General features: G+C 60.4%; 20 protein-coding genes and 6 pseudogenes. 12 read left to right on the top strand and 14 right to left on the bottom strand.

Annotation, left to right across the window (positions count from 1 at the left end; all coding sequences use genetic code 11):
• Positions 1–86: 86 nt before the first annotated feature.
• The 5 genes from M1617_05165 to M1617_05145 all read right to left on the bottom strand — a co-directional run bounded on the left by M1617_05165 (position 87) and on the right by M1617_05145 (position 6,502).
• Positions 87–362, bottom strand: coding sequence for an SHOCT domain-containing protein (locus tag M1617_05165; GenBank protein MCL5887673.1), 276 nt, complete (start codon positions 360–362; stop codon positions 87–89).
• Positions 363–402: 40 nt separating this feature from the next.
• Positions 403–981 (bottom strand): DUF305 domain-containing protein, encoded by a 579-nt coding sequence (locus tag M1617_05160; protein MCL5887672.1) that lies wholly within the window; start codon positions 979–981, stop codon positions 403–405.
• 216 nt (positions 982–1,197) lie between these two features.
• Positions 1,198–4,230, bottom strand: a complete 3,033-nt coding sequence (locus M1617_05155; GenBank protein ID MCL5887671.1) for a type I restriction endonuclease subunit R — start codon at positions 4,228–4,230, stop codon at positions 1,198–1,200.
• Positions 4,231–4,321: 91 nt separating this feature from the next.
• Positions 4,322–5,344 carry a winged helix-turn-helix domain-containing protein gene (locus tag M1617_05150; GenBank protein ID MCL5887670.1) on the bottom strand — a complete coding sequence of 341 codons (1,023 nt, stop codon included), beginning with the start codon at positions 5,342–5,344 and terminating at the stop codon, positions 4,322–4,324.
• Between the two features lie 156 nt (positions 5,345–5,500).
• Positions 5,501–6,502 (bottom strand): Fic family protein, encoded by a 1,002-nt coding sequence (locus M1617_05145; GenBank protein ID MCL5887669.1) that lies wholly within the window; start codon positions 6,500–6,502, stop codon positions 5,501–5,503.
• A 153-nt stretch (positions 6,503–6,655) separates the two neighbouring features.
• Here M1617_05145 and M1617_05140 point away from each other — a divergent pair, with 153 nt between their 5' ends.
• From M1617_05140 to M1617_05130, 3 genes and pseudogenes are all read left to right on the top strand, one after another.
• The gene (locus tag M1617_05140; protein ID MCL5887668.1) at positions 6,656–6,751 is read left to right on the top strand and encodes a topoisomerase DNA-binding C4 zinc finger domain-containing protein; all 96 of its coding nucleotides are present in this window, start codon (positions 6,656–6,658) and stop codon (positions 6,749–6,751) included.
• Positions 6,752–6,939: 188 nt separating this feature from the next.
• A pseudogene (locus M1617_05135) lies at positions 6,940–7,104 on the top strand (tyrosine-type recombinase/integrase).
• Positions 7,105–7,215: 111 nt separating this feature from the next.
• A complete protein-coding gene (locus M1617_05130) occupies positions 7,216–8,178 on the top strand; it encodes a DUF3883 domain-containing protein (protein MCL5887667.1) in 963 nt (320 codons plus the stop codon).
• 338 nt (positions 8,179–8,516) lie between these two features.
• On the opposite strand, the gene M1617_05125 is transcribed toward M1617_05130, so the two are convergent.
• Positions 8,517–9,062: a transposase gene (locus M1617_05125; GenBank protein MCL5887666.1), complete on the bottom strand. Its 546-nt coding sequence runs from the start codon at positions 9,060–9,062 to the stop codon at positions 8,517–8,519.
• Between the two features lie 224 nt (positions 9,063–9,286).
• On the opposite strand from M1617_05125, the gene M1617_05120 reads away from it, so the two are divergent.
• The 4 genes and pseudogenes from M1617_05120 (at position 9,287) to M1617_05105 (ending at position 11,165) form a co-directional block, all read left to right on the top strand.
• Complete coding sequence (locus M1617_05120; GenBank protein ID MCL5887665.1) at positions 9,287–9,382, top strand: topoisomerase DNA-binding C4 zinc finger domain-containing protein; 96 nt, start codon at positions 9,287–9,289, stop codon at positions 9,380–9,382.
• Positions 9,383–9,570: 188 nt separating this feature from the next.
• Positions 9,571–9,735 (top strand): annotated as a pseudogene (locus M1617_05115) (tyrosine-type recombinase/integrase).
• 173 nt (positions 9,736–9,908) lie between these two features.
• Positions 9,909–10,394 (top strand): hypothetical protein, encoded by a 486-nt coding sequence (locus tag M1617_05110; protein MCL5887664.1) that lies wholly within the window; start codon positions 9,909–9,911, stop codon positions 10,392–10,394.
• A 90-nt stretch (positions 10,395–10,484) separates the two neighbouring features.
• On the top strand, positions 10,485–11,165 hold the full coding sequence (locus M1617_05105) for a DUF1828 domain-containing protein (protein MCL5887663.1): 681 nt from the start codon (positions 10,485–10,487) through the stop codon (positions 11,163–11,165).
• 69 nt (positions 11,166–11,234) lie between these two features.
• Here the strand turns inward: M1617_05105 and M1617_05100 are convergent.
• Positions 11,235–11,405 (bottom strand): annotated as a pseudogene (locus M1617_05100) (IS30 family transposase).
• On the opposite strand from M1617_05100, the pseudogene M1617_05095 reads away from it, so the two are divergent.
• The 3 genes and pseudogenes from M1617_05095 (at position 11,396) to M1617_05085 (ending at position 12,577) form a co-directional block, all read left to right on the top strand.
• Positions 11,396–11,728 (top strand): annotated as a pseudogene (locus tag M1617_05095) (tyrosine-type recombinase/integrase). The pseudogenes M1617_05100 and M1617_05095 overlap by 10 nt on opposite strands.
• Before the next feature lie 115 nt (positions 11,729–11,843).
• Positions 11,844–12,110 carry a hypothetical protein gene (locus M1617_05090; GenBank protein ID MCL5887662.1) on the top strand — a complete coding sequence of 89 codons (267 nt, stop codon included), beginning with the start codon at positions 11,844–11,846 and terminating at the stop codon, positions 12,108–12,110.
• 5 nt (positions 12,111–12,115) lie between these two features.
• Positions 12,116–12,577, top strand: a complete 462-nt coding sequence (locus tag M1617_05085; GenBank protein MCL5887661.1) for a hypothetical protein — start codon at positions 12,116–12,118, stop codon at positions 12,575–12,577.
• A 549-nt stretch (positions 12,578–13,126) separates the two neighbouring features.
• On the opposite strand, the gene M1617_05080 is transcribed toward M1617_05085, so the two are convergent.
• The 7 genes and pseudogenes from M1617_05080 to M1617_05050 form a co-directional block, all read right to left on the bottom strand.
• Positions 13,127–13,702, bottom strand: coding sequence for a restriction endonuclease subunit S (locus M1617_05080; protein MCL5887660.1), 576 nt, complete (start codon positions 13,700–13,702; stop codon positions 13,127–13,129).
• Between the two features lie 134 nt (positions 13,703–13,836).
• Positions 13,837–13,944 (bottom strand): annotated as a pseudogene (locus tag M1617_05075) (restriction endonuclease subunit S).
• A 392-nt stretch (positions 13,945–14,336) separates the two neighbouring features.
• Positions 14,337–15,245: a virulence RhuM family protein gene (locus M1617_05070; protein MCL5887659.1), complete on the bottom strand. Its 909-nt coding sequence runs from the start codon at positions 15,243–15,245 to the stop codon at positions 14,337–14,339.
• Positions 15,242–15,589 carry a hypothetical protein gene (locus M1617_05065; protein MCL5887658.1) on the bottom strand — a complete coding sequence of 116 codons (348 nt, stop codon included), beginning with the start codon at positions 15,587–15,589 and terminating at the stop codon, positions 15,242–15,244. The genes M1617_05070 and M1617_05065 overlap by 4 nt, the downstream gene beginning before the upstream one ends.
• A gap of 28 nt (positions 15,590–15,617) precedes the next feature.
• Positions 15,618–16,553, bottom strand: coding sequence for a virulence protein RhuM/Fic/DOC family protein (locus M1617_05060; GenBank protein MCL5887657.1), 936 nt, complete (start codon positions 16,551–16,553; stop codon positions 15,618–15,620).
• Complete coding sequence (locus tag M1617_05055; protein ID MCL5887656.1) at positions 16,550–18,127, bottom strand: type I restriction-modification system subunit M; 1,578 nt, start codon at positions 18,125–18,127, stop codon at positions 16,550–16,552. Before M1617_05055 ends, M1617_05060 begins: the two co-directional genes overlap by 4 nt.
• 44 nt (positions 18,128–18,171) lie before the next feature.
• On the bottom strand, positions 18,172–18,372 hold the full coding sequence (locus M1617_05050) for a type I restriction-modification system subunit M N-terminal domain-containing protein (protein ID MCL5887655.1): 201 nt from the start codon (positions 18,370–18,372) through the stop codon (positions 18,172–18,174).
• Positions 18,373–18,488: 116 nt separating this feature from the next.
• Here M1617_05050 and M1617_05045 point away from each other — a divergent pair.
• Positions 18,489–18,703 (top strand): annotated as a pseudogene (locus M1617_05045) (adenylosuccinate synthetase).
• A gap of 127 nt (positions 18,704–18,830) precedes the next feature.
• Positions 18,831–19,781 carry an integron integrase gene (locus tag M1617_05040; protein MCL5887654.1) on the top strand — a complete coding sequence of 317 codons (951 nt, stop codon included), beginning with the start codon at positions 18,831–18,833 and terminating at the stop codon, positions 19,779–19,781.
• Positions 19,782–19,962 lie beyond the last annotated feature (181 nt).

Raw genomic sequence — 19,962 nt, 5'->3', positions numbered from 1 at the left:
AGGAACCCTTTGGGCGGCTCCGCCGTACAAGTCTGTAGCCGTATGCGGACCTGCTACATGCTGATGCGCAGGGTGCTCAGACATCGCTAGCCGTCGAGCGCACGCATGATTTCGTCGTACTGGTCCTTGGTGATCTCACCACTGGCGAGTCTGCGCTTGGCGATCGCGACGGCCTCATCGTGTCCCGCCACTCCAGGAGGAGCGGCACCGCTGGCGGTAGGATGGTGCGTGGAAGCTCGCACTGCCCAGATGATAAGAAGCACGATCCCGGCGATGACCAGTGCGCCGAAGAAGAACAAGAATAACATTTCGAACCAGCCGAAACCGCCCATCATACCGTACCCATACCCTCGACCCATCATGGTGTCCAACTCCTTCAGTTAACGGGTGCGAGATGGAATATCAGCGCCCGTACCACTCGTCGTACCAAGCCTGCATTTTGTCGATCTCAACACTTTGCGCTTCGATGATCGATGACGTGAGTCTACGCATCTCAGGCCTATAGGAGACAGCGCCGGTCATCCGTGACATCATGATCGCCATCTGATGGTGGGGGATCATCGCTTCGATGAACGCTTTGTCGAAAGGCTCGGCGACCTCGAGGTCAGCCATGTTGATAGCGCCAGGGCCCATCATGCCGCCCATCATCGGGGACAAATCGTCGACATCAGGGACAGCGATGCCAAACCACTCCAGGTACCAGGTTCGCATCTGAGCGTTCTCGGCGGTCTGAGTCCGCTTGATGTCTGCCGCAAGCTGTTTGATCTCAGGATGTTCGGCTCGAGTGAGAGCGAGCTCTGCCATCTCGATCGCATTGTCGTGGTGAGGGATCATCTGCTCGATGAACATGGCATCCATCCCGCTGGCAGTTGCTGTACCAGAAGACACGGGAGGATGCACGTACGCTGCGGTCACAATGATGCCGAGCATACCGACGATCACCAAAACAACAGCAACCAAAGGTGTGGCAACTCTGTACACGGTCTGTCCTTCTGGGTGGTGTTACTACTGTATTCCCGGGACACGCCAATTGTACACCGGATGAGCGGAGCGGGGAAGCATCCAGGGTTAGGGGTCGATCGACAAATCTGAAGGGCTCACCCGCCTTTCTGCGAGTCAAGCCGGACGCCGCACTCGGGTAGTCGCATCCAGAGATGACCGAAGAGAAGTTGCTCTCGAGTCCGCCACTACGGCAGCTCAGCCCGTGCCCAGCCCGAAGAACCGCTCGAAGAACTCGCCGAGCTTGGCCAGCACGCGCTGCTTCTTGTTACTGTACCCGGCGTCGGGCGCAAACTTCGACACGGGTGGCAGCACCTTGGTGATCGCGGTCCCCGTCGTCTGTACGGCGCCGTCGCGAAAGGCCGTCGCGATGAACGCGCGGGTCTCATCGGGATGGAGTTCCTCGGAGGCGATGATCGCGGCAAGCTCAGCCTCTCGCCGGACACGGATGAACGCCTGCCACTCCTCATCGATCTCGCCGCTCACTGACACGGAATCGACGAACGCCTCAATGAGATCCTTTTTGTTGCGCAGGCTCAGGCTTGCATCGATGGCGCGGCTGATCGAGGCGCGGATCTCCGTGTCGGTGCCGTCGCTGTCCGCCGCTCGCCACTTCTCAACGAGCATAAGTATGTAGTCGACGTTGATTTCGACCTGTTTTATGAGCTCGATCTCAAAGACGATGTCGTCGTTGATCGGCTCCTTGTCGGCCTCGGCCTTCCCGCGGTACTCGGCATAGAGATCGAGGTACACGCTGCGGTAGTCCTGGTTCTGGCGCTCGGTGAGGATCTCGCTTCCGGCGAAGTCGTCGAACGACGTGAGGATGTTCTGCAGCCGCAGTATCGCCCCGAACAGTCCGATGAACTCCTTTTGCGCCGTCTCTCCCACGATCGGCGTCCCGAGCGGAAAGCGCTCGAGCAAGCGCGCGACTTCCTCCGTGTACTCGGCGTAGTACTCGGCGTATGGCTTGAGCAGCACGATTCCGCAAGCGTCCTTGTTGCCGAAGAGCGCGATCGCGTCGTTCGTTTCCTGCTCCAGATCGCGGAAGGAGATGATGTTGCCGTAGGTCTTCACCGAGTTGAGGATGCGGTTGGTGCGCGAGTACGCCTGGATGAGGCCGTGGGCGCGCAGGTTCTTGTCGGCGAAGAGCGTGTTGAGCGTGGTGGCGTCAAAGCCGGTGAGGAACATGTTCACGACGATGACCATGTCGATCTCTCGGCTCTTCAGGCGCAGCGAGAGGTCCTTGTAGTAGTTTTGGAACTTGTCGGCCGAGGTGTCAAAGCTCGTGTTGAACATCGCGTTGTAGTCGCGGATCGCCTCTTCGAGGAAGTCCCGCGATGACTGATCCAGAGCGTCAGTCTCGAAGCCCTCCTCGTCGAGGTAGTCGTCGACCGCTTCGTTCGCGGCGTACGAGTAGATGATGCCGACTGTGAGCCTGCGGTCGGACGGCAGGTCCTTTTGCTGGTCCTTGAACTCGAGGTAGTAGCGCTTGGCCGCCTCGATCGAAGCCGTGGCGAACAGCGCATTGAAGCCGCGCAACCGCTTGCCGGCGAGCGCGTAGTGCTCCGCGCGCTTCGTCTTTTGGTCAAAGTGCGCAAGCGTGTAGGCCGTGACCTGCCCGATGCGCTCGGGAGCCAGCAGCGCCCGCTCGGTATCGATGGCAGCGACCTGCGCATCAGTGATGTGATCGGGCAGCCTGATCGTGTTGACGTAGTCGATGCGGAACGGCAGCACGTTCTTGTCGGTGATGGCGTCGACGATCGTGTAGGTGTGCAGCTTCTCGCCGAACGCCTGCTCCGTCGTCTTGAGCTGGGGGTTGCCACCCCTGCCTGCGTTTGCCAAGAAGATCGGTGTTCCGGTGAATCCGAACAGGTTGTAGCGCTTGAACGCCTTCGTGATCGCGGCGTGCATCTCGCCGAACTGCGAGCGATGACACTCATCGAAGATGAGCACGATGTGGCCCGAGTAGATCACGTGGCCCTTGTTCGCGGCAATGAAGTTGGAGAGCTTCTGAATCGTCGTGATGATGATGCGGGCGTTGGGGTCTTCGAGCTGCCTTTTGAGGACGGCCGTCGAGGTGTTCGAGTTGGCAGCGCCCCTCTCGAACCGGTCGTACTCGCGCATGGTCTGGTAGTCGAGGTCCTTGCGGTCAACGACGAAGAGCACCTTGTCCACACTTTGCAGCCGGCTCGCAAGCTGCGCCGTCTTGAAGCTCGTGAGCGTCTTGCCTGAGCCGGTGGTATGCCACACGTACCCGCCGGCGGCTGCGGTGCCGAGCTGCCGGTAGTTGGTGGAGACGTCGATCTTTTGCAGGATTCGCTCGGTCGCGACGATCTGGTACGGCCGCATCACGAGCAGCATGCGATCGGCGGTGAGCACGCAGTACTTGGTGAGGATGTTCAAAAGCGTGTGCTTGGCGAAGAACGTCTTCGCGAACGCGGTGAGCTCCGGGATGGCGCGGTTTGCGGCATCGGCCCACCACGAGGTGAACTCGAAGGTGTTCGAGGTCTTGCGGGCCCGCTTGGATCCCGCGGCCTCGCGCAGGTGCTGGTGACGGACGGTGTTCGAGTAGTATTTAGTGAGCGTGCCGTTGCTGATCACGAAGAGCTGCACATACTCGAACAGGCCTGAGCCCGCCCAGAAGCTGTCGCGCTGATAACGATCGATCTGGTTGAACGCCTCGCGGATGTCCACTCCTCGGCGCTTGAGCTCAATGTGGACCATGGGCAGGCCGTTGACGAGCACCGTCACGTCGTAGCGGTTCGCCCTGACCGCGCCGCCCTCGCCTTCGGCGGCCTCGTACTGATTGATGACCTGCAGCCGGTTGTTGTGGATGTTCTTCTTGTCGACGAGCGAGATGTTCTTCGTCGTGCCGTCATCGCGCCTCAAGATCTGGACGTGGTCTTCCTGGACGCGCGCCGTCTTCTCGACGACGCCCTCGTTGGCGCCCGCGATGCGCTCGGTGAAGAATCGCTCCCACTCGGCGTCACTGAAGATGATGTTGTTGAGCGCCTCGAGCTGCGCGCGGAGGTTGGCGATGAGGTCAGCCTCGCTCGTGAGCGGCAGAAACTCGTAGGCTTGGGACTGCAGGAGGCGGATGAGCTCGCGCTCCAGCGCCGCCTCGGACTGATAGGCGGTCTCCTCGAGCGTTTCCGGGAAGTACTCGGCGACGACCGTGCTCTCCGCGCTCACGGCGATCGGGTCGTAGCGTGTGGTTCGGGCGTCGGTCATGTGCTCTCCCCGAAGCCCTGCATCGCACCGCCGATGAGAACATACCGGTTCGTGTACGCGCTGAAGTGATCGCGGAAGCGCTCCAAGCCCGTTACCACGGCAGTCCCTCCAGCAGTCGCCTCAACGTGCCTTGGACGCGCTCATCCGGGTCGTCACGGAACGAGAGGACCAGAGAAAGGGGATCGACGACGCCACCTTCAGAGAGAGGCCCCGGGTCGTACGACCAGACCTCGACCGTCGAGGATTCCGCCTCCTCCGCCATCAAGGGCCGACCTCGCACTATCACGGCTTCCCCTGCCTCCAGCTCTCGCGCGGTCTTACGACTCACGGCGAATGTCGGAGTGTGCGGTTCGGCGAGCATGGTCTGTCGCGACAAGGCGCTCACTCCGGCAGGGAAGCAGTCTCCAGAGAAGATCGAAGGCTCGCCAAGGAGCATCAGCCGTCTCAGCACCGGGGTTCGCAACCAGTCCTGCGCCGTCTCCCAGAGCTCGCGGGCCCCTTTGCGCAAGCGGACCTCTTTCGTGCGCCCCACCTTCTGTGTACTGACCAGCCCATGGGCCTTGAGCTCGGCTACCGCCCGGCTCGCAGTCATCAGGCTCTGGCCCAGAATCGGCGCGAGATCGCTGGCTGATCGGGCATGTCCCAGGTCGTCCGAGTGCAGCAACAGATACAGAAACATCGCCTGCGCCGATGGGCGCAACGCATCCCGCACCTGAATCGACTGTCTGGAGCGTGACCTGAAGTCGAGCCCATGTTGAGGCAGGTAGAGTTGCGTACTTGGAACGACGAAGGAGATGCCATTTTCGATGAGACGCCTGCGCGCGTAGGATGGCAGCCGGTCGAACACGACCACCTGTGCGCCCGGCCAGCGCTCGGCGATCGCGAACAGGTTCTTCTCGACTGCGGCCGGTGTGGGTTCATCATGCGCAAACAACCAGAGCGTACGCCTCCCACCCAGGTCTCCCTGCAGCATGAAGTAAGCGCTCGTCAGGTAGCGAGGCAACGCGTGGGCTTCCGGCCACGGTTGCAGCTCCAGCGGCGCATGCAGAGTCTCGGCGACATAGGACTTCGCCGCCGCAACAAGCCCGTCGTGTATGTTGCGCGCCTCATTCATTGATAACATCCAAACAGCACACTAACACGCACGATGTTAGTGTGCAATACCAATGTTATTACGTATCGAGCACGCACTGATCTAATTTGTCATCGCAAGCACTGGCGTCCCCCTACTCCACCCCGCGGTTCTCCCAGTCACCGTAGGGGGTCCCCGTCAGCATTGACTCATTCGCTCCCACATGGCATCTCTCCCACCTTTGACACAGCGAATCTCGCCCTTATCGCGCAACGCTCCGAGCACACGTACGATCGTGGGTCGGCTAACGCCCGGGCAGGCACGCTCGACTTCGGCGTAACGGAACGTCCGCGGCATGCGGTGAATGCACTCGATGACCATGTCGCGCTTGGCCCCGCGTCCGCGACCCAGCTGCCCGACGCTCCGCTCGAAGTCCACGTAAGCAGCGATGAGCACCCCGTGGGAGTACTCGAGCCACGGCACGAGGTCGTGTGCTCCTTCGTGCCAGCCCGCAGAAGATGCCTCGAGCGCCTCGTAGTACGTGTCCTTACTGTCCTCGATGATCCTCTCGAGTGAGATGTACCTGCCGACGTTGTACCCGTGCTGGTGCAACAACATCAGGTTCATGATCCGGGAGAGTCGCCCGTTCCCGTCCGTAAACGGGTGGATGCACAGGAAGTCGAGGATGAAAGCAGGCGCCGAGATGAGCGGTTCTACCCGGCCCTCCAGCGCGGTGCAGCGGTAGCTTGCAGCCAGATCGGTGATCGCTGTCTCAACCAGATGCGGCACGACGGGTGAGAACCTCACGCGGTGCGTCCCATCCGCCAGCACATCGACGATGTCGTTCTCCGTGCGCTTCCATGCGCCGCCGAGCATCGCGGTGTACTGGAACATGTCGCGGTGCAACTGCAGAATCAGCCCAGCCGAGACCTCCATGCCGAGCGCGTTCGCGTGTACTGCGGCAAGAGCATCTCGATAGCCTGCGATCTCCTGCTCGGAGCGGTCTGCTGGAAGGGTCTTCTCAGCGGCAAGCTGAGCTACGCGGCCCGCGGCGGCAGTCACACCTTCGATCCGATTCGACGACTCGATGCTTTGCACGCGCGCGACGTCGCGCAGGGCGCTCAGAACCTGCGGTGACTGACGCTCGAAGAGCTGCTGCTTGCCCTTGTACTCGCCGAGCAGACCGATGGAGCGCACCATTCTCCAGCAGTCTCGATTCCGGTGCGGGAACCGATTTCTCGGCCTACGCCTGCACCCACAGCTGCGGATGCGCATGCGGCCGAAGCCGCTTCGGTGCCAGTTGTTCCTATGGTTGGGTCGGTCACTCCGATCTGTCCCAAGTGCGGGGTGCCCATGGTTCTACGGACCGCGAAGCGCGGGGCTCAACAGGGTAATCGGTTCTACGGGTGCGCAAACTACCCGTCTTGTCGGCAGACGAGGTCGGCTTGATACGGCATCGGCGTCTCGGCTGAGTTCAAATCAAGCCGTTCGTGTTCTCGTTGGGGCCGCGTCTTGATGCCAGCCGCGCTTGAACGAAAGTACCCGAACGCCGCGTATTCGCTGAAGTGGCAGTGGGTGTTTCCGCAGGAGAGAAGGTGGTGCGACCGCAAACTAAAGGTGCAGGGCAGGCAGGGTGTCATAGCCTGAGACATTCGTTCGCCGCGCACCTGCTCGAATCCGGCTACGACATCCGGACGATCCAGGAACTCCTCGGACACAAAAGCGTGAGCACGACGATGATCTACACCCATGTACTCAACAAAGGTGGCCGAGGAGTGCGCAGCCCGCTGGACGGCGGATGAATAAAACGCGAACGATAGCACGCCACACGGCGCTTATGCAGACCCGATAATTGCGATATAATGATTACGCAGACTGGATAATCGCTGTTAGATGCACACACGGAGGCATGGGTGAAGGTGCTCTTCTGCAACGTAGGCTGGATGGAGTGGTACCGCGGCTTGACAGCGGGCGACCGCATTGTCGGGGGCGGTGCCTATGTGCAGGCTCAAGGAACCGGACATGAGGTCTGCAACTTCTACCCTGACGACGACACGCTCTATGGGTACGTGCAGGCCCCAGGCGCGCAAGTCGATATCGACCGCATCGGGGCCGGCAAGGGTGACAATCGCGTTGATGGCGTTCTCGTGGTTTGGACTGCGACACGACCCGGCGGAGGCACCGTAGTTGTCGGATGGTATAGAGACGCGACTGTCTATCGTGACTATCAGCGCTTCAATCGCGCACCTGAGGCGCAGCGAGACAACGGTATTGACGGTTTCAGGATCAAGGCGCCAGCCGCTTCCGCAACCCTGCTGCCGCTGGATGCGCGTGTTCTTCGGGTGCCACGGCAAGTCAAGGGCGGTATGGGTCAAAGCAATGTCTGGTATGCGGACTCGTCAGAGGCCGCTGAGTTTGTTTCGCAGGTTCGTCATGCTGTTGAAACGGGTGAGTTTCCGCGCGGCGCACGCGGACAGGCCCCGCGACAGAGCGATCCCGACCTGCGCGTGAAGGTGGAACAGGCTGCTATCGGCGCGTGCGCCACGCACTACGAGGACCTTGGCTACCAAGTCTGGAGCGTCGAAAAGGACAACGTGGGCTGGGATCTCGAGGCGGCAAACGGCGACACATCGTTGAGAATCGAAGTCAAAGGCCTGTCGGGATCCGTGTTCGGCATCGAGCTCACTCCGAACGAGTACGCTGCCTTCAATGCGCAGAAGCCGGACTACCGACTCGCAGTCGTGCTCTCCGCGCTCGACAACCCCAAGCTATTGGTGTGCCGTTACAGCGAAGAGTCGAATTCCTGGGTGAACGAGTCCACTAGATGCTCGCTACGTGTGCAAGAGAAACGCAGTGCTACGGTGTGGTGCGACTAGCGCGTGGCATCTAACCCGCGCATCCACGCCGACAAACCGCGGCGAACGCGGTAGCCTGAATGGGTGCGGGTCGGCCGCAGTTTGCGGGTGATGCGCACCACGTTGATATGAGATGACCGGTCAACCCCCGTTCGCTCACGGCGGTCTTGACCTTGGGTTTCGTGCAAGCGGGCGGACACATGGGTACGGCGCTCGACCGTGCTGATATCCGGGATTTCAACCCCACATCTCGGTCGGACCGGAGCTAAGCCTCCAACTAGGCGCGCGCTTACAGACGTCGCATAACGTGATCGAGGATCTCTCCGGAATCTGGCGCCCGCCCGCGTGCATGACGTCTACTACCGCGCAGGGCCGAGGTTGTCAGTCATCAGTCCCCAGACGAACCCGGAAAGCTCTCGTGCGGTCGCCACGACGGCGGTGTGCGCTCCTTTCCTCGCCGCGCACCGCCTGTGCGTGCCGGTAGGCCCACGCGGATTCCACGAGCACTCTTCGGATGTGGGCGTTGCCGGTCTTGGTGATCGATCCTTGATGTCTGCTCGCGGAAAGTCGCGCCACACCTCGAACCGGTGCAGCCTGGCGAGGTTTCGCTCGTCGATGCGGTCGGTCTTGACGCGAGAGCCGCTCCTTCGCGGGATGAGCGAGGGCGCGATCACGTCGCACTGAAAGCCCAGGGCCGAGATGAGCCGGTGCGTGTCGTAACCGGTCGGGCCGGCCTCGTAGCAGACGCGGGTCGATCCGGGGTCGTGGCGGCGCAGAAGGCGCCTGACCGCCTCGGGGGTGTTGGGCACCACCCGCTCGTCGATCTCGCCGGTATCTGCGCGCAGCACAGCTACCGCGATCGAGTCCTTGTGCACGTCGAGCCCGATGTGTGTAATCTGGTTCATGGCCGGTCCCTCCGTTTGTCGGCGCCGCGGGTCTGTTCCCGCGGACTGGAAGCGCGGTCGTGTCGGCGGTCGCTCCAGCAGTCTCGATTCCGGTGCGGGAACCGATTTCTCGGCCTACGCCTGCACCCACAGCTGCGGATGCGCATGCGGCCGAAGCCGCTTCGGTGCCAGTTGTTCCTATGGTTGGGTCGGTCACTCCGATCTGTCCCAAGTGCGGGGTGCCCATGGTTCTACGGACCGCGAAGCGCGGGGCTCAACAGGGTAATCGGTTCTACGGGTGCGCAAACTACCCGTCTTGTCGGCAGACGAGGTCGGCTTGATACGGCATCGGCGTCTCGGCTGAGTTCAAATCAAGCCGTTCGTGTTCTCGTTGGGGCCGCGTCTTGATGCCAGCCGCGCTTGAACGAAAGTACCCGAACGCCGCGTATTCGCTGAAGTGGCAGTGGGTGTTTCCGCAGGAGAGAAGGTGGTGCGACCGCAAACTAAAGGTGCAGGGCAGGCAGGGTGTCATAGCCTGAGACATTCGTTCGCCACGCACCTGCTCGAATCCGGCTACGACATCCGGACGATCCAGGAACTCCTCGGACACAAGAGCGTGAACACGACGATGATCTACACCCATGTACTCAACAAAGGTGGCCGAGGAGTGCGTAGCCCACTGAACGGCGGATGAAGAAGACGCGACCGATAGCACGCCACACGACGCGTGATGCAGACCCGGTAATCGAGATATAATGATTACGCAGACTGGATAATCGCCGTTAGGCGCACCGCCTCAACGCGTGCGCATGGAGCGCGTCACACCGTTGCGCTACGATGCACATGTACTACACGGGAGGGGGGCTAGTGGAACTCACGGATGCTGAAATTGCGCGGCTCGTCGGGTGCAGCAAGACGATTACGGATGCCCCGCGACGCGAAATGTTGGAAGAGAATGGACACCGACGCAATGACTTCAAGTGCACCGCGACCGACGGAGATGAACGGTTTCGGGTCTTCATGCGGCAGAATTCCACGTACGCAGACTCGTTCAGTGTGGGGCTCGCATACTTCCTCCCGGAAGGCGGCGAGATTATTCTTGTACGCTGCAATGGGCCCCACGGTGAGGTCGTTGATGATCCCATGGAGGGTAGCGCGAGTCCCCACTTCGGTTTCCACATTCATCACGCCACAGAGGACAATATCTCGAACGCACGCCTGCCCGAGGCTGGTGGCACGATCACGACGGAGTACGGCACGTTCGAAGATGCGATGGCGTACTTTGTGCAACTGTGCGGAATCACTGATGCGGACAAGTGCTTCCCGCATCTCGGAAACCCGACGCTGTTCTAGCTGGAGGCCACTGTGGACTATCTGAGCCTATTGAGGACCCAGTTCAACAATAGAGTGGACTTCCGGCCTCGCCAGGACGGAGTCCTGCAGTTGATCGCACCGCTATACCACGAGGATGGCGACATGATCGACATCTTCCTCGAAGAATCACCAATCGATTCAGCCAAGGTCAGGGTGTCTGATTACGGCATGACGCTCATGCGTCTCTCATACTCGTTCGACCTCAACACCCCAAACAAGGAGCGCATCTTCCAGCGGATCCTCTCTGAGAATCGTGTGCAGATGGATGGCGGTAGCCTGGTCTTGGACGTTCTCCCTGAGTATCTCCATCCGGCCATTCTGCAATTCGCTCAGACGGTGGCAAAGGTCTCGAACATGCGCCTGTATCGCCGTGAGGTTGTGCAAAACCTCTTCTACGAGATGCTGACGGAGTTCGTAGAGGAGTCCCTAGGCGAGTTTCATCCGAGCGAGAAGGCCCTGCCCATTCCCAATAGAGATGATCTCGAGGTCGACTTCCAGTTCGACCTCAGGCCCCATCCCGTGTACCTGTTCGGCGTCAAGGACGCCACCAAAGCGAGACTCGCCACAATCTCCATGCTGGAGTTCCAGAAGCAGCAGCTTCCGTTCAAGGGCTACGTTGTTCATGAGGACTTCGATGCGCTGCCCAAGAAGGATCGGACGAGAATAACGAGCGCTGCGGACAAGCAGTTCGTATCCCTTGATGACTTCAGAGAGAACGCTGAGCGCGTCCTTCGTCTCGAAGTAGCCTAGGAGCGTCGTCATCCACGGGGGGCTGAGTTCAAGTTTGAATCGCAACACACGGCCTTCCTGAGCGACTTCCTACGATTGTGCATAGCACTCCTCCGGGGTCTTGTAGCCGAGCCTCTTCCTGGGTCGTGAGTTGAGCTTCGCGGCTATCGCGTCGCAGTCGTCCGGGGTGACATACGCCATGCTGGTCCGCTTCGGCAGGTACTGACGGATCAGTCCATTCGTGTTCTCGTTGGGGCCGCGTCTTGATGCCAGCCGCGCTTGAACGAAAGTACCCGAACGCCGCGTATTCGCTGAAGTGGCAGTGGGTGTTTCCGCAGGAGAGAAGGTGGTGCGACCGCAAGCTAAAGGTGCAAGGCAGGCAGTGCGCCAAGCGGGCGTCGAGACGCAGGCAGGGTGTCATAGCCTGAGACATTCGTTCGCCACGCACCTGCTCGAATCCGGCTAACGACATCCGGAAGATCCAGGAACTCCTCGGACACAAGAGCGTGAGCACGACGATGATCTACACTCATGTACTCAACAAAGGTGGCCGAGGAGTGCGTAGCCCGCTGGACAGCGGATGAAGAAAACGCGACCGATAGCGCGCCACACGGCGCTTATGCAGACCCGATAATCGAGATATAATGATTACGCAGACTGGATAATCGATGTTAGGCACAATTGGCACCGGAGGGGAATGTGGACGTCAAAGAGGCGGTTCGAATCGCGCTGGAGTACGTGCAGGAGCTGTTCGCGGACGAGGAGATCACGCATCTGGGCCTCGAAGAGGTCGAGTACAACGTGACGATGGACGATTGGCAAGTCACAGTTGGCTTCTCGAGGCCCTGGGACTACCCAACTGGTAGTCTCGCCATCCTGGGGGCAGGGAGCACGCCGCATAGGTCATACAAGAGGGTGACCATCAAAGATGGCGCAGTTGTATCGGTGACTAACCGAGATCTGTAACCCCCGTGCGCCAACTCATCCTAGACTCCAATCTGCTCGTACTTCTGCTGGTCGGGCTCAAGAACCCGTCCCTGATCAAGCAGCACAAACGCACACGTGCATATACGGTCGAGGACTTTGATCTGCTGGTATCGCGTCTGGCCGGTTTCGATCGCATCCTCGTCACCCCGCACGTGCTCGCGGAGTGTTCCAATTTGCTCCGGCAGGTCAGGGAGCCGCTCTGTGAGCAGCTGACGTGCTGCCTCAAGGAGTTGATCGAGGGTAGTGGCCTGGACGAGACGCACGTCGAAGCTCGGAATGCTGCTGCGGCTGCAGTCTTCCCACGACTCGGCCTCACGGACTCCGCAATCCTGGAGATCGTTAGCCCCGACATTCCGTTGCTCACTGTCGACGTCGGTCTTTACGTGTCTGCCCTGAACACCCACGGCGACTGCGCTGTGAACTTCAACCACCTTCGGAGATTCTGACCTGTGCCATGTGTCTAACCCGGGCGTCTTTAACGTCACTCTGCCCCCGTGGGATTCCTGACGTAAGTCGGTAGCCTCGGCATGGAAGTGTGTGGGCGCACCACAGCTGAAGCGCAAACACGTTCGATGGATAGATGTAGTCATGGGCGGCGGGTAAGAGACTGGTAAGTGACGATTGATCCCCGCTTCATCCGGACGACGAGCCGACACGGTCGCTCCAAGATGGGGACCTCGTTGATCTCACGAGTCTTCTGGTGGAGAAGAGCACGCCGAGTGGCAGGATCCCCAAGTACCCGCTGACTCTCCACTTTAGCGCATACCAACAATCCCAGCGGATCGGCACAGCCGAAGGGGGCGTCCCATGGCTGCATTGTGATAGATTCCTCGGAAGTTATAAACTTTATCCGAGGGTTTTATCATAGCTCCGCTCTACTCCACCCCGCGGTTCTCCCAGTCACCGTACGAGGTTCCGGCGGCCGTCTTCCATTCGTGCCGTCCGCGAGGAGCCTGCGGGCTGCGCGCGAGCATCGACCTTGTGCTTCTGGTTCGTCAGCGTGCCGCCTCCTTGAAGGTCAGCAGCCGGTCACGGTAGTACTCGTACTGCTTTCGGCGAGCAGCGAGCTCAGCGGGTAGGCCGACCGAGAGGTCGTTCACGAGCGCGTCGAACTTGTCGAGGATCGCGACGATGCGGGCCTGCTCTTCAAGGGGTGGGATGGGTACTCTGTACTGCCGAATGGTTCCGGCATTGATTATTGGAACCGCACCTGGCGCAAGAGCCCTCAGGTTCTCGTACTCGCGGCAAAGCCAGTAGTAGACGAACCGGTGGTGCGTGTGCGCGGTGTTCACGATCAAGTTGCAGCAGTTCTGATTGGTCGTCACATCGATTTCATTCACAGCGACCTTCGCAGCAGTCGCGCCGATCATCGCTACGATAACGCTATGAGCAGGAATCCACTTAGCCGATGAGTTGCGAAGGCCGTCCTCGGTGATAGTGAGGTCAGTCCTGTAGATTGTCCTGTAATCCACTTCGGAAGTGCGCACCCATGGGATGTCGCCACCGTAGTACTCCGGATGCCTGGTTGACGGCGTTCCACCCGAAGTGATGCGAATGCAGACCTCACCCAATGTCGCCCACCGGACCCCCCCTCGGGGAAGGTCAAGAGCGCGTCTCGGTAGTGGGCATACTGACGCCGCCGGGCTTCCAGCTCCGCTTCCAGCTCCGCTTCCAGCTCCGCTTCCAGCGTCGTGAACAAGTCTAGTATACGCACGATTTCCCGCTGCACTTCGAGAGGGGGAACGGGGATTCTATATCTGAGAATGGCCGCCTTGTCGCCTCGCGGCATCTTCGCACCCTTAGCATGCTGCATGTTGTAGGCGAAGAACGTGTCTGAGGAGAGCACGAAGTACAGAAACCTCGGCAGTATCGATTCCTGAAAACACGGCACAGTGCGTACGACGAGAACGTCGCCATTCGTACCCCCGTCACGATCGGCAAGCCATATCTTCTTGAGGTACGGGCGTATGTTGCCGATCAGCACGTCGCCCACTTGATAGTGAATGAGTCCGCCGTAGCCGGGCACCGAGGTCGCCTCACAACGGCCAGCTGCGTTCTGGAGCAGATTCTCCACGCCAGTGTAGTTCGCGGCAGTAATGGCGCTCGAACCGACTCGTGAGGTCGAGTAGGCAGCGACTTCACCCAGCAGCCGGAACTCCACCCCGCCCGGGCACAGCTCCGCGATCAGCTCGTCAATCCTGCTCATCACTCCGGCTTCCCTTCGAGCTCACGCTGCACGCGCTTCACCGAATCCAGGTACGCTCGTTCGACATCCGAAGGCACCAGGTCCGGTCGTTGCCGGTACTTCTCGTACTCACCCTCGGCCTTGGAGACCGCCTGTTTGTGACTGACGGAACCGGCGCTCGTGAGTACCGGGGCGTCCATCGCAGTGATCAGGCGGCCAAGATGCGCCAGCCAGTCTCTCATGTGCGCGGGCTCGTGGCTCTGAGCACGAAACTCGGCAGCGTCAAAGTATGCCGAAACTGAAGTCAGTCCCATGTCCGGCTGGCTGGCATCCGCGCGTGAGGCGATGACCTCCGCGGCGGTGTGGCCATGTGCGGCGTAGTGCAGCTTGTTCTGGACTATCTTGAAGAACTCCACAGTCTCTTGAGCCGTAGGATCGTAGTCGACACTCGTCGCATACAGCTCCAGCACCTGGCGGTACAGCACCTTCTCACTGCTGCGGATATCGCGAATCCGCTCGAGCAGCTCCCGCCAGTAGCGACCACCGCCAAGCTCTTTGAGCTTCGCATCGTCCATGGTGAAGCCCTTGATGAGGTGCTCCCGCAGACGCTCGGTAGCCCAGATTCGGAACCGCGTGGCTACCTTGCTTTTCACGCGATAGCCGACAGAAAGGATCACGTCGAGGTTGTAGTGGGCAGTGAGGTACGACTTGCCATCCGCCGCAGTTGTTCGGAATTTCCGAACAACTGCTTCCTCCTCCAATTCGCCCTCCTCGAAGACGTGCTTAATGTGCTCGCTGATGTTTGCCTTCGAGCTCTGAAACAGATCGACGAGCTGCGCCTGTGTGACCCACACGGTATCGTCTTCTAGTCGAACCTCGATTGCTGGAGTGCCGTCGTCAAGCTGATAGAGAACGATCTCGCCGCTCACCGTGCGCCCTCCAAATCCGCCACGACAGCGTCAATCTCCTCGCGCGTGTTCCCCTGCTCCACATACGAGCTGACCGCGATGTTGTGCAGGTGGAACAAAAAGTTCGTAAGGATACGCTGTACTTGCGGTCGCAGCACACAATACCCTGTGCTGGCGATTTGTCGGTCATACTCCGCCGGTATTACGGCATGCCGCTTGAGCATCGGCCGGGTCGTCCCGAAGAACACATCACCCTCGCGGACGATCTGCTGCGCCCGGCTCGATGCAGCATCGCTCATGATGCACTGAGTCTCGGTGATGGCATGCGTGATTCGATCGACTCGAACGGAGTCCCTTCCGGACACAGCTCCGCGATCAGCTCGTCGATCCGGCTCACGACGCCTCCCCCGAGATCATGCGGACAAGGAGCGCGACCAGCAAATCCTTCTCCCGGGGATCACTCATGGCGACCATCAGCGTGAGCGCAGCAAGGGCATTGTTCGAGATACGTGGCTGCCCGTCGGACCCGTACAGAATGCCGTTGCAGGCGAGGAACGTGACAAAGAGCGCGGCAGCACTGCGCTTGTTTCCGTCGACCAGTGGATGGTCTTTCACGACGAGGTAGAGCAGGTTTGCGGCCTTTTCCTCGACGGTTCGGTAGAGATCCTGTCCGTCGAAGCTCTGGTAGATGGCACCGACGATGCCATCGAGGGCGCCAGCACGCTCCTTGCCGAACAGCGTATCGGCGGGGAACTTCTCGGACAGCCGGGCAATCACAGCCCGTGCCTCGTCGATTGTGAGCTCCCAGCCCGGGGTCGCCCCCGACGCCGAGTCAAGCCGTCCCTCGTCGTAGTCTCGAAGGAGCTGTAGGCCCGGGAGGTATTCGGCTAGGACGTCGGCTACACCAGCGACCAGCGCGTCCGTGGACCGGCTGAGAACTTGGACAACCTGTCCGATCTCGCGCAGACGACGTTCGTTGAGCGCGGCACCGTCAATCAAGTACTGCCGCAGAACGCCAGTTGCCCAGCGCCGGAACTCTATCGCACGGGCAGAGTTCGCACGGTAGCCAACGGCCAGAATCACATCGAGGCTGTAGAGCGTCACCGGGCGGTCTGAGCTGCTAATATGCACTTTTTGCATATTGCTTTCGTGGTTGACTTCCGCAGACTTGAAAACGTTGCGGATGTGACGCGACACGCCAGACTGATCAACGCCGAAGAGCTCCTGAATTTGCGCTTGGGACGCCCATACGGTCTCGTGCTCGGTGTCGAGCGGCAGAGAGATCTCCACGCCCTGAGCGGTGTAGATGACAATGTCCTGCTCGCTCACCGCGCCCCCTCCAAATCCGCCACGATCGCGTCGATCTGCGTCCGCAGCTCGCTCTGCCGCGCCACGATGCGGGCTATCTCGGCGTTGAGCGCGACGATGTCGACCTCCTCGCGCGTGTCCTCCTGCTCGACGTACGACGACACCGCGATGTTGTACTCGTTCCCGGCGATCTCGGCGTTGGGAACGAGCCGGGCGAAGTGCTCGGCGTCCTTGCGCGCGATGAACGCATCGAGGACCTTTCGCCGGTTCTCCTCGGTAAGCTTGTTCTTGTTGCCGCCGCGGACGAACTCGGCAGACGCATCGATGAAGAGCGTCGCGTTGTCGGTCTTGGACTTCCTGAGCACGATGACGCAGGTGGCGATCGTGGTGCCGAAGAACAGGTCCGGCGGGAGTTGGATCACCGTGTCGACGTAGTTGTTTTCGATGAAGTACTTGCGGATCTTGCGCTCCGCGCCGCCGCGATAGAGCACGCCCGGGAACTCAACGATTGCCGCGGTGCCGTCGACTGCAAGCCAGCTCAGGATGTGCATGGTGAAGGCGAGGTCGGCCTTGGACTTGGGCGCGAGCACACCGGCGGGCGCAAAGCGCGGGTCGTTGATGAGCAGCGGGTTGGCGTCGCCGTCCCACTTGATGGAGTACGGCGGATTGGAGACGATCGCCTCGAATGGCTCGTCGTCCCAGTGCGCCGGGTCGGTAAGCGTATCCCCGTGCACGAGGTTGAACTCATTATAATTCACGTCGTGCAAGAACATGTTGATGCGCGCAAGGTTGTGGGTGGTCAGGTTGATCTCCTGGCCAAAGAAGCCAGTTTGCACGTTATCCTTGCCCAAGACCTTCGCGAACTTGAGTAGCAGCGACCCCGACCCGCACGCCGGGTCATAGACTTTGTTCACCTTGGTTCTGCCCACCACGGTGATACGCGCGAGCAGCTCGCTCACTTCCTGCGGTGTGTAGTACTCGCCACCAGACTTGCCCGCACTCGATGCGTACATCTGCATGAGGTACTCGTACGCATCGCCGAACAGGTCGATGCTGTTGTTCGAAAATACGCCGCCGTTGGAAAGCGGCAAGTCGCCGATGGCGTCGAGCAGTTTCACCAGCTTGGCGTTGCGCTTGGCCACTGTGGGCCCCAGCTTGGCGCTGTTCACGTCGAGGTCGTCGAAGAGGCCTTTGATGTCGTCCTCGCTATCTGCGCCCACCGCCGAGCCCTCGATATTGCGGAATACGCGCTCGAGCGTCTCGTTGAGGTTCTCGTCGGCAGCGGCCCGCGCACGGACGTTGGCGAAAAGCTCGCTCGGCAGAATGTAGAAGCCCTTCTCGGCTACGGCCTCGCTGCGACCGAACTCAGCATCGGCGTCGGAGATCTTCGTGTAGTCGAAGTCAGGGCGTCCCGCCGCGCGCTCGTGCGCGTTCAGGTAGGCGGTGAGGTTCTCGGAGATGAAGCGATAGAAGAGGATGCCGAGCACGTAGCTCTTGAAGTCCCAGCCATCCACGGAGCCGCGAAGGTCGTTCGCGATACGCCAGATCGTCTTGTGGAGCTCGGCTCGCTGCGCTTCTTTGGTGTTTGGGACCATGTTGGCGTGTCTTCTCCTGTCAGGACCAGCGTCTTTTAAGAACCTTACTGATATCTTACTAAATGGAGGTGACATGCGCTCGGGCAGGGGTTCACCAATTCTTCGGAGATGAAGCGATAGAAGAGGATGCCGAGCACGTAACTCTTGAAGTCCCAGCCATCCACGGAGCCGCGAAGGTCGTTCGCGATACGCCAGATCGTCTTGTGGAGCTCGGCTCGCTGCGCTTCTTTGGTGTTTGGGACCATGTTGGCGTGTCTTCTCCTGTCAGGACCAGCGTCTTTTAAGAACCTTACTGATATCTTACTAAATGGAGGTGACATGCGCTCGGGCAGGGGTTCACCAATTCTCCCAGTTTACCTAACGCATTGCGCATGCGCATATCGCGGACACGTCGCTTACCATCAACAAGGCGCTCGACGCGGACCAGTGGGTGCTGTTCGAGGGCGCGGAAGGCACGCTGCTCGACCTGGACCACGGGACGTACCCGTTCGTGACGAGGTCGGACGACACCTGATCGAGGTCGGTCACGAGTACGGCACCACGACCGGTCGCGAGCGTCGCGCCGGCTGGTACGACGGCAAAGGCGCTCGAGAGGGCGTAAGCTTCGCGGGTAGACTGCGCAGGGTTAGATTCTGGTCGGACTCGGGTTGGATTCGTGTGCTGTTCTTGTGTCCTGTGGAGATGCAAAATACGGGACACGCGGATGCTCATGGAAGATCTGCGCGACGCGCTGCGCTCGCGCCACTACAGCCGACGCACCGAGCAGGCTTACTGCCTGTGGGTCAAGCGGTTCCTGCACTTCCACGGGATGCAGCACCCAGACGACCTGTGGGAAGCGGACGTGAACGAGTTCCTGACGTCGCTTGCAGTGGACGAGAACGTAGCCGCCTCAACACAGACTCAGGCACTTTCGGCGCTACTGTTCCTGTATCGCCATGTGATCGGCCGGGAGCTCGGTGAGTTCGATGGGCTGATCCGCGCGCGGAAGACCACCCGGCTGCCGGTCGTCATGACCCGCGGCGAAGTCCATGCGGTGCTCGAGCACCTTGAAGGCGATCGCCGGCTGGGCGCTTCGCTTCTGTACGGCAGCGGGCTCAGGCTGATGGAATGCCTGCAACTGCGCGTGCAGGATGTGGACTTCGCCCGATGTGAGATCACGGTCCGGGACGGCAAAGGCGGTAAAGACCGGGTCACGATGATGCCCTCGTCGCTAGCCGAGTCGCTGTCGGCGCACGTCGGGAAGGTCAGGCGCATTCACGACCGCGATCTGGACGACGGGTGGGGGCGAGTGCAGCTGCCTTCTGCACTGGACAGGAAGTATCCCAACGCACCGCGGGAGTTTCGTTGGCAGTGGCTCTTCCCGCAGGAGCGCCGGTGGGTCAATCGGCAGACCCGGCAGCAGGGCCGGCATCACATGCATCCGACGGTGCTGCAGCGCTCGTTCAAAGAAGCGGTACGCCGGTCGCATATCGACAAGCACGTCGGGTGCCACACGCTCCGCCACTCCTTCGCGACGCATCTCCTCGAATCGGGCTACGACATTCGAACGATCCAGGAACTGCTCGGACACAAGAGCGTGAACACGACGATGATCTACACGCACGTTCTCAACAAGGGGGGCCGAGGAGTGCGCAGTCCGCTCGATGGCGCGTAGAATCTCAGACACGCTGGCCGCTCGTCGGCTCAGTGTCGCTTACACAGACTGCGGTATCTCGAGCGTAAGCGATATCAGCCCATTTCGCGAAGTTGTCACAGGCATAATCATGAACTACACTGTCCTTACACAGACTGCAATATCAGGGTCGCAACGATACGCAGTCTGCAGAATCATTGTT

The sequence above is a fragment of the Actinomycetota bacterium genome, from assembly GCA_023488435.1.
Classification (GTDB): Bacteria; Actinomycetota; Coriobacteriia; order Anaerosomatales; family UBA912; genus UBA912.
The sequence above is the reverse complement of the archived record's forward strand: the minus strand, read 5'-3'. Positions and strand labels throughout refer to the sequence as shown.

Excerpts from the sequence above, each read along its gene's own strand:
- M1617_05165 (MCL5887673.1), bottom strand. The coding sequence starts at position 362 with ATGATGGGTCGAGGGTATGGGTACGGTATGATGGGCGGTTTCGGCTGG.
- M1617_05155 (MCL5887671.1), bottom strand. The coding sequence starts at position 4,230 with ATGACCGACGCCCGAACCACACGCTACGACCCGATCGCCGTGAGCGCG.
- M1617_05150 (MCL5887670.1), bottom strand. The coding sequence starts at position 5,344 with ATGAATGAGGCGCGCAACATACACGACGGGCTTGTTGCGGCGGCGAAG.
- M1617_05145 (MCL5887669.1), bottom strand. The coding sequence starts at position 6,502 with ATGGTGCGCTCCATCGGTCTGCTCGGCGAGTACAAGGGCAAGCAGCAG.
- M1617_05140 (MCL5887668.1), top strand. The coding sequence starts at position 6,656 with ATGGTTCTACGGACCGCGAAGCGCGGGGCTCAACAGGGTAATCGGTTC.
- M1617_05125 (MCL5887666.1), bottom strand. The coding sequence starts at position 9,062 with ATGAACCAGATTACACACATCGGGCTCGACGTGCACAAGGACTCGATC.
- M1617_05120 (MCL5887665.1), top strand. The coding sequence starts at position 9,287 with ATGGTTCTACGGACCGCGAAGCGCGGGGCTCAACAGGGTAATCGGTTC.
- M1617_05055 (MCL5887656.1), bottom strand. The coding sequence starts at position 18,127 with ATGGTCCCAAACACCAAAGAAGCGCAGCGAGCCGAGCTCCACAAGACG.
- M1617_05050 (MCL5887655.1), bottom strand. The coding sequence starts at position 18,372 with ATGGTCCCAAACACCAAAGAAGCGCAGCGAGCCGAGCTCCACAAGACG.
- M1617_05040 (MCL5887654.1), top strand. The coding sequence starts at position 18,831 with ATGCTCATGGAAGATCTGCGCGACGCGCTGCGCTCGCGCCACTACAGC.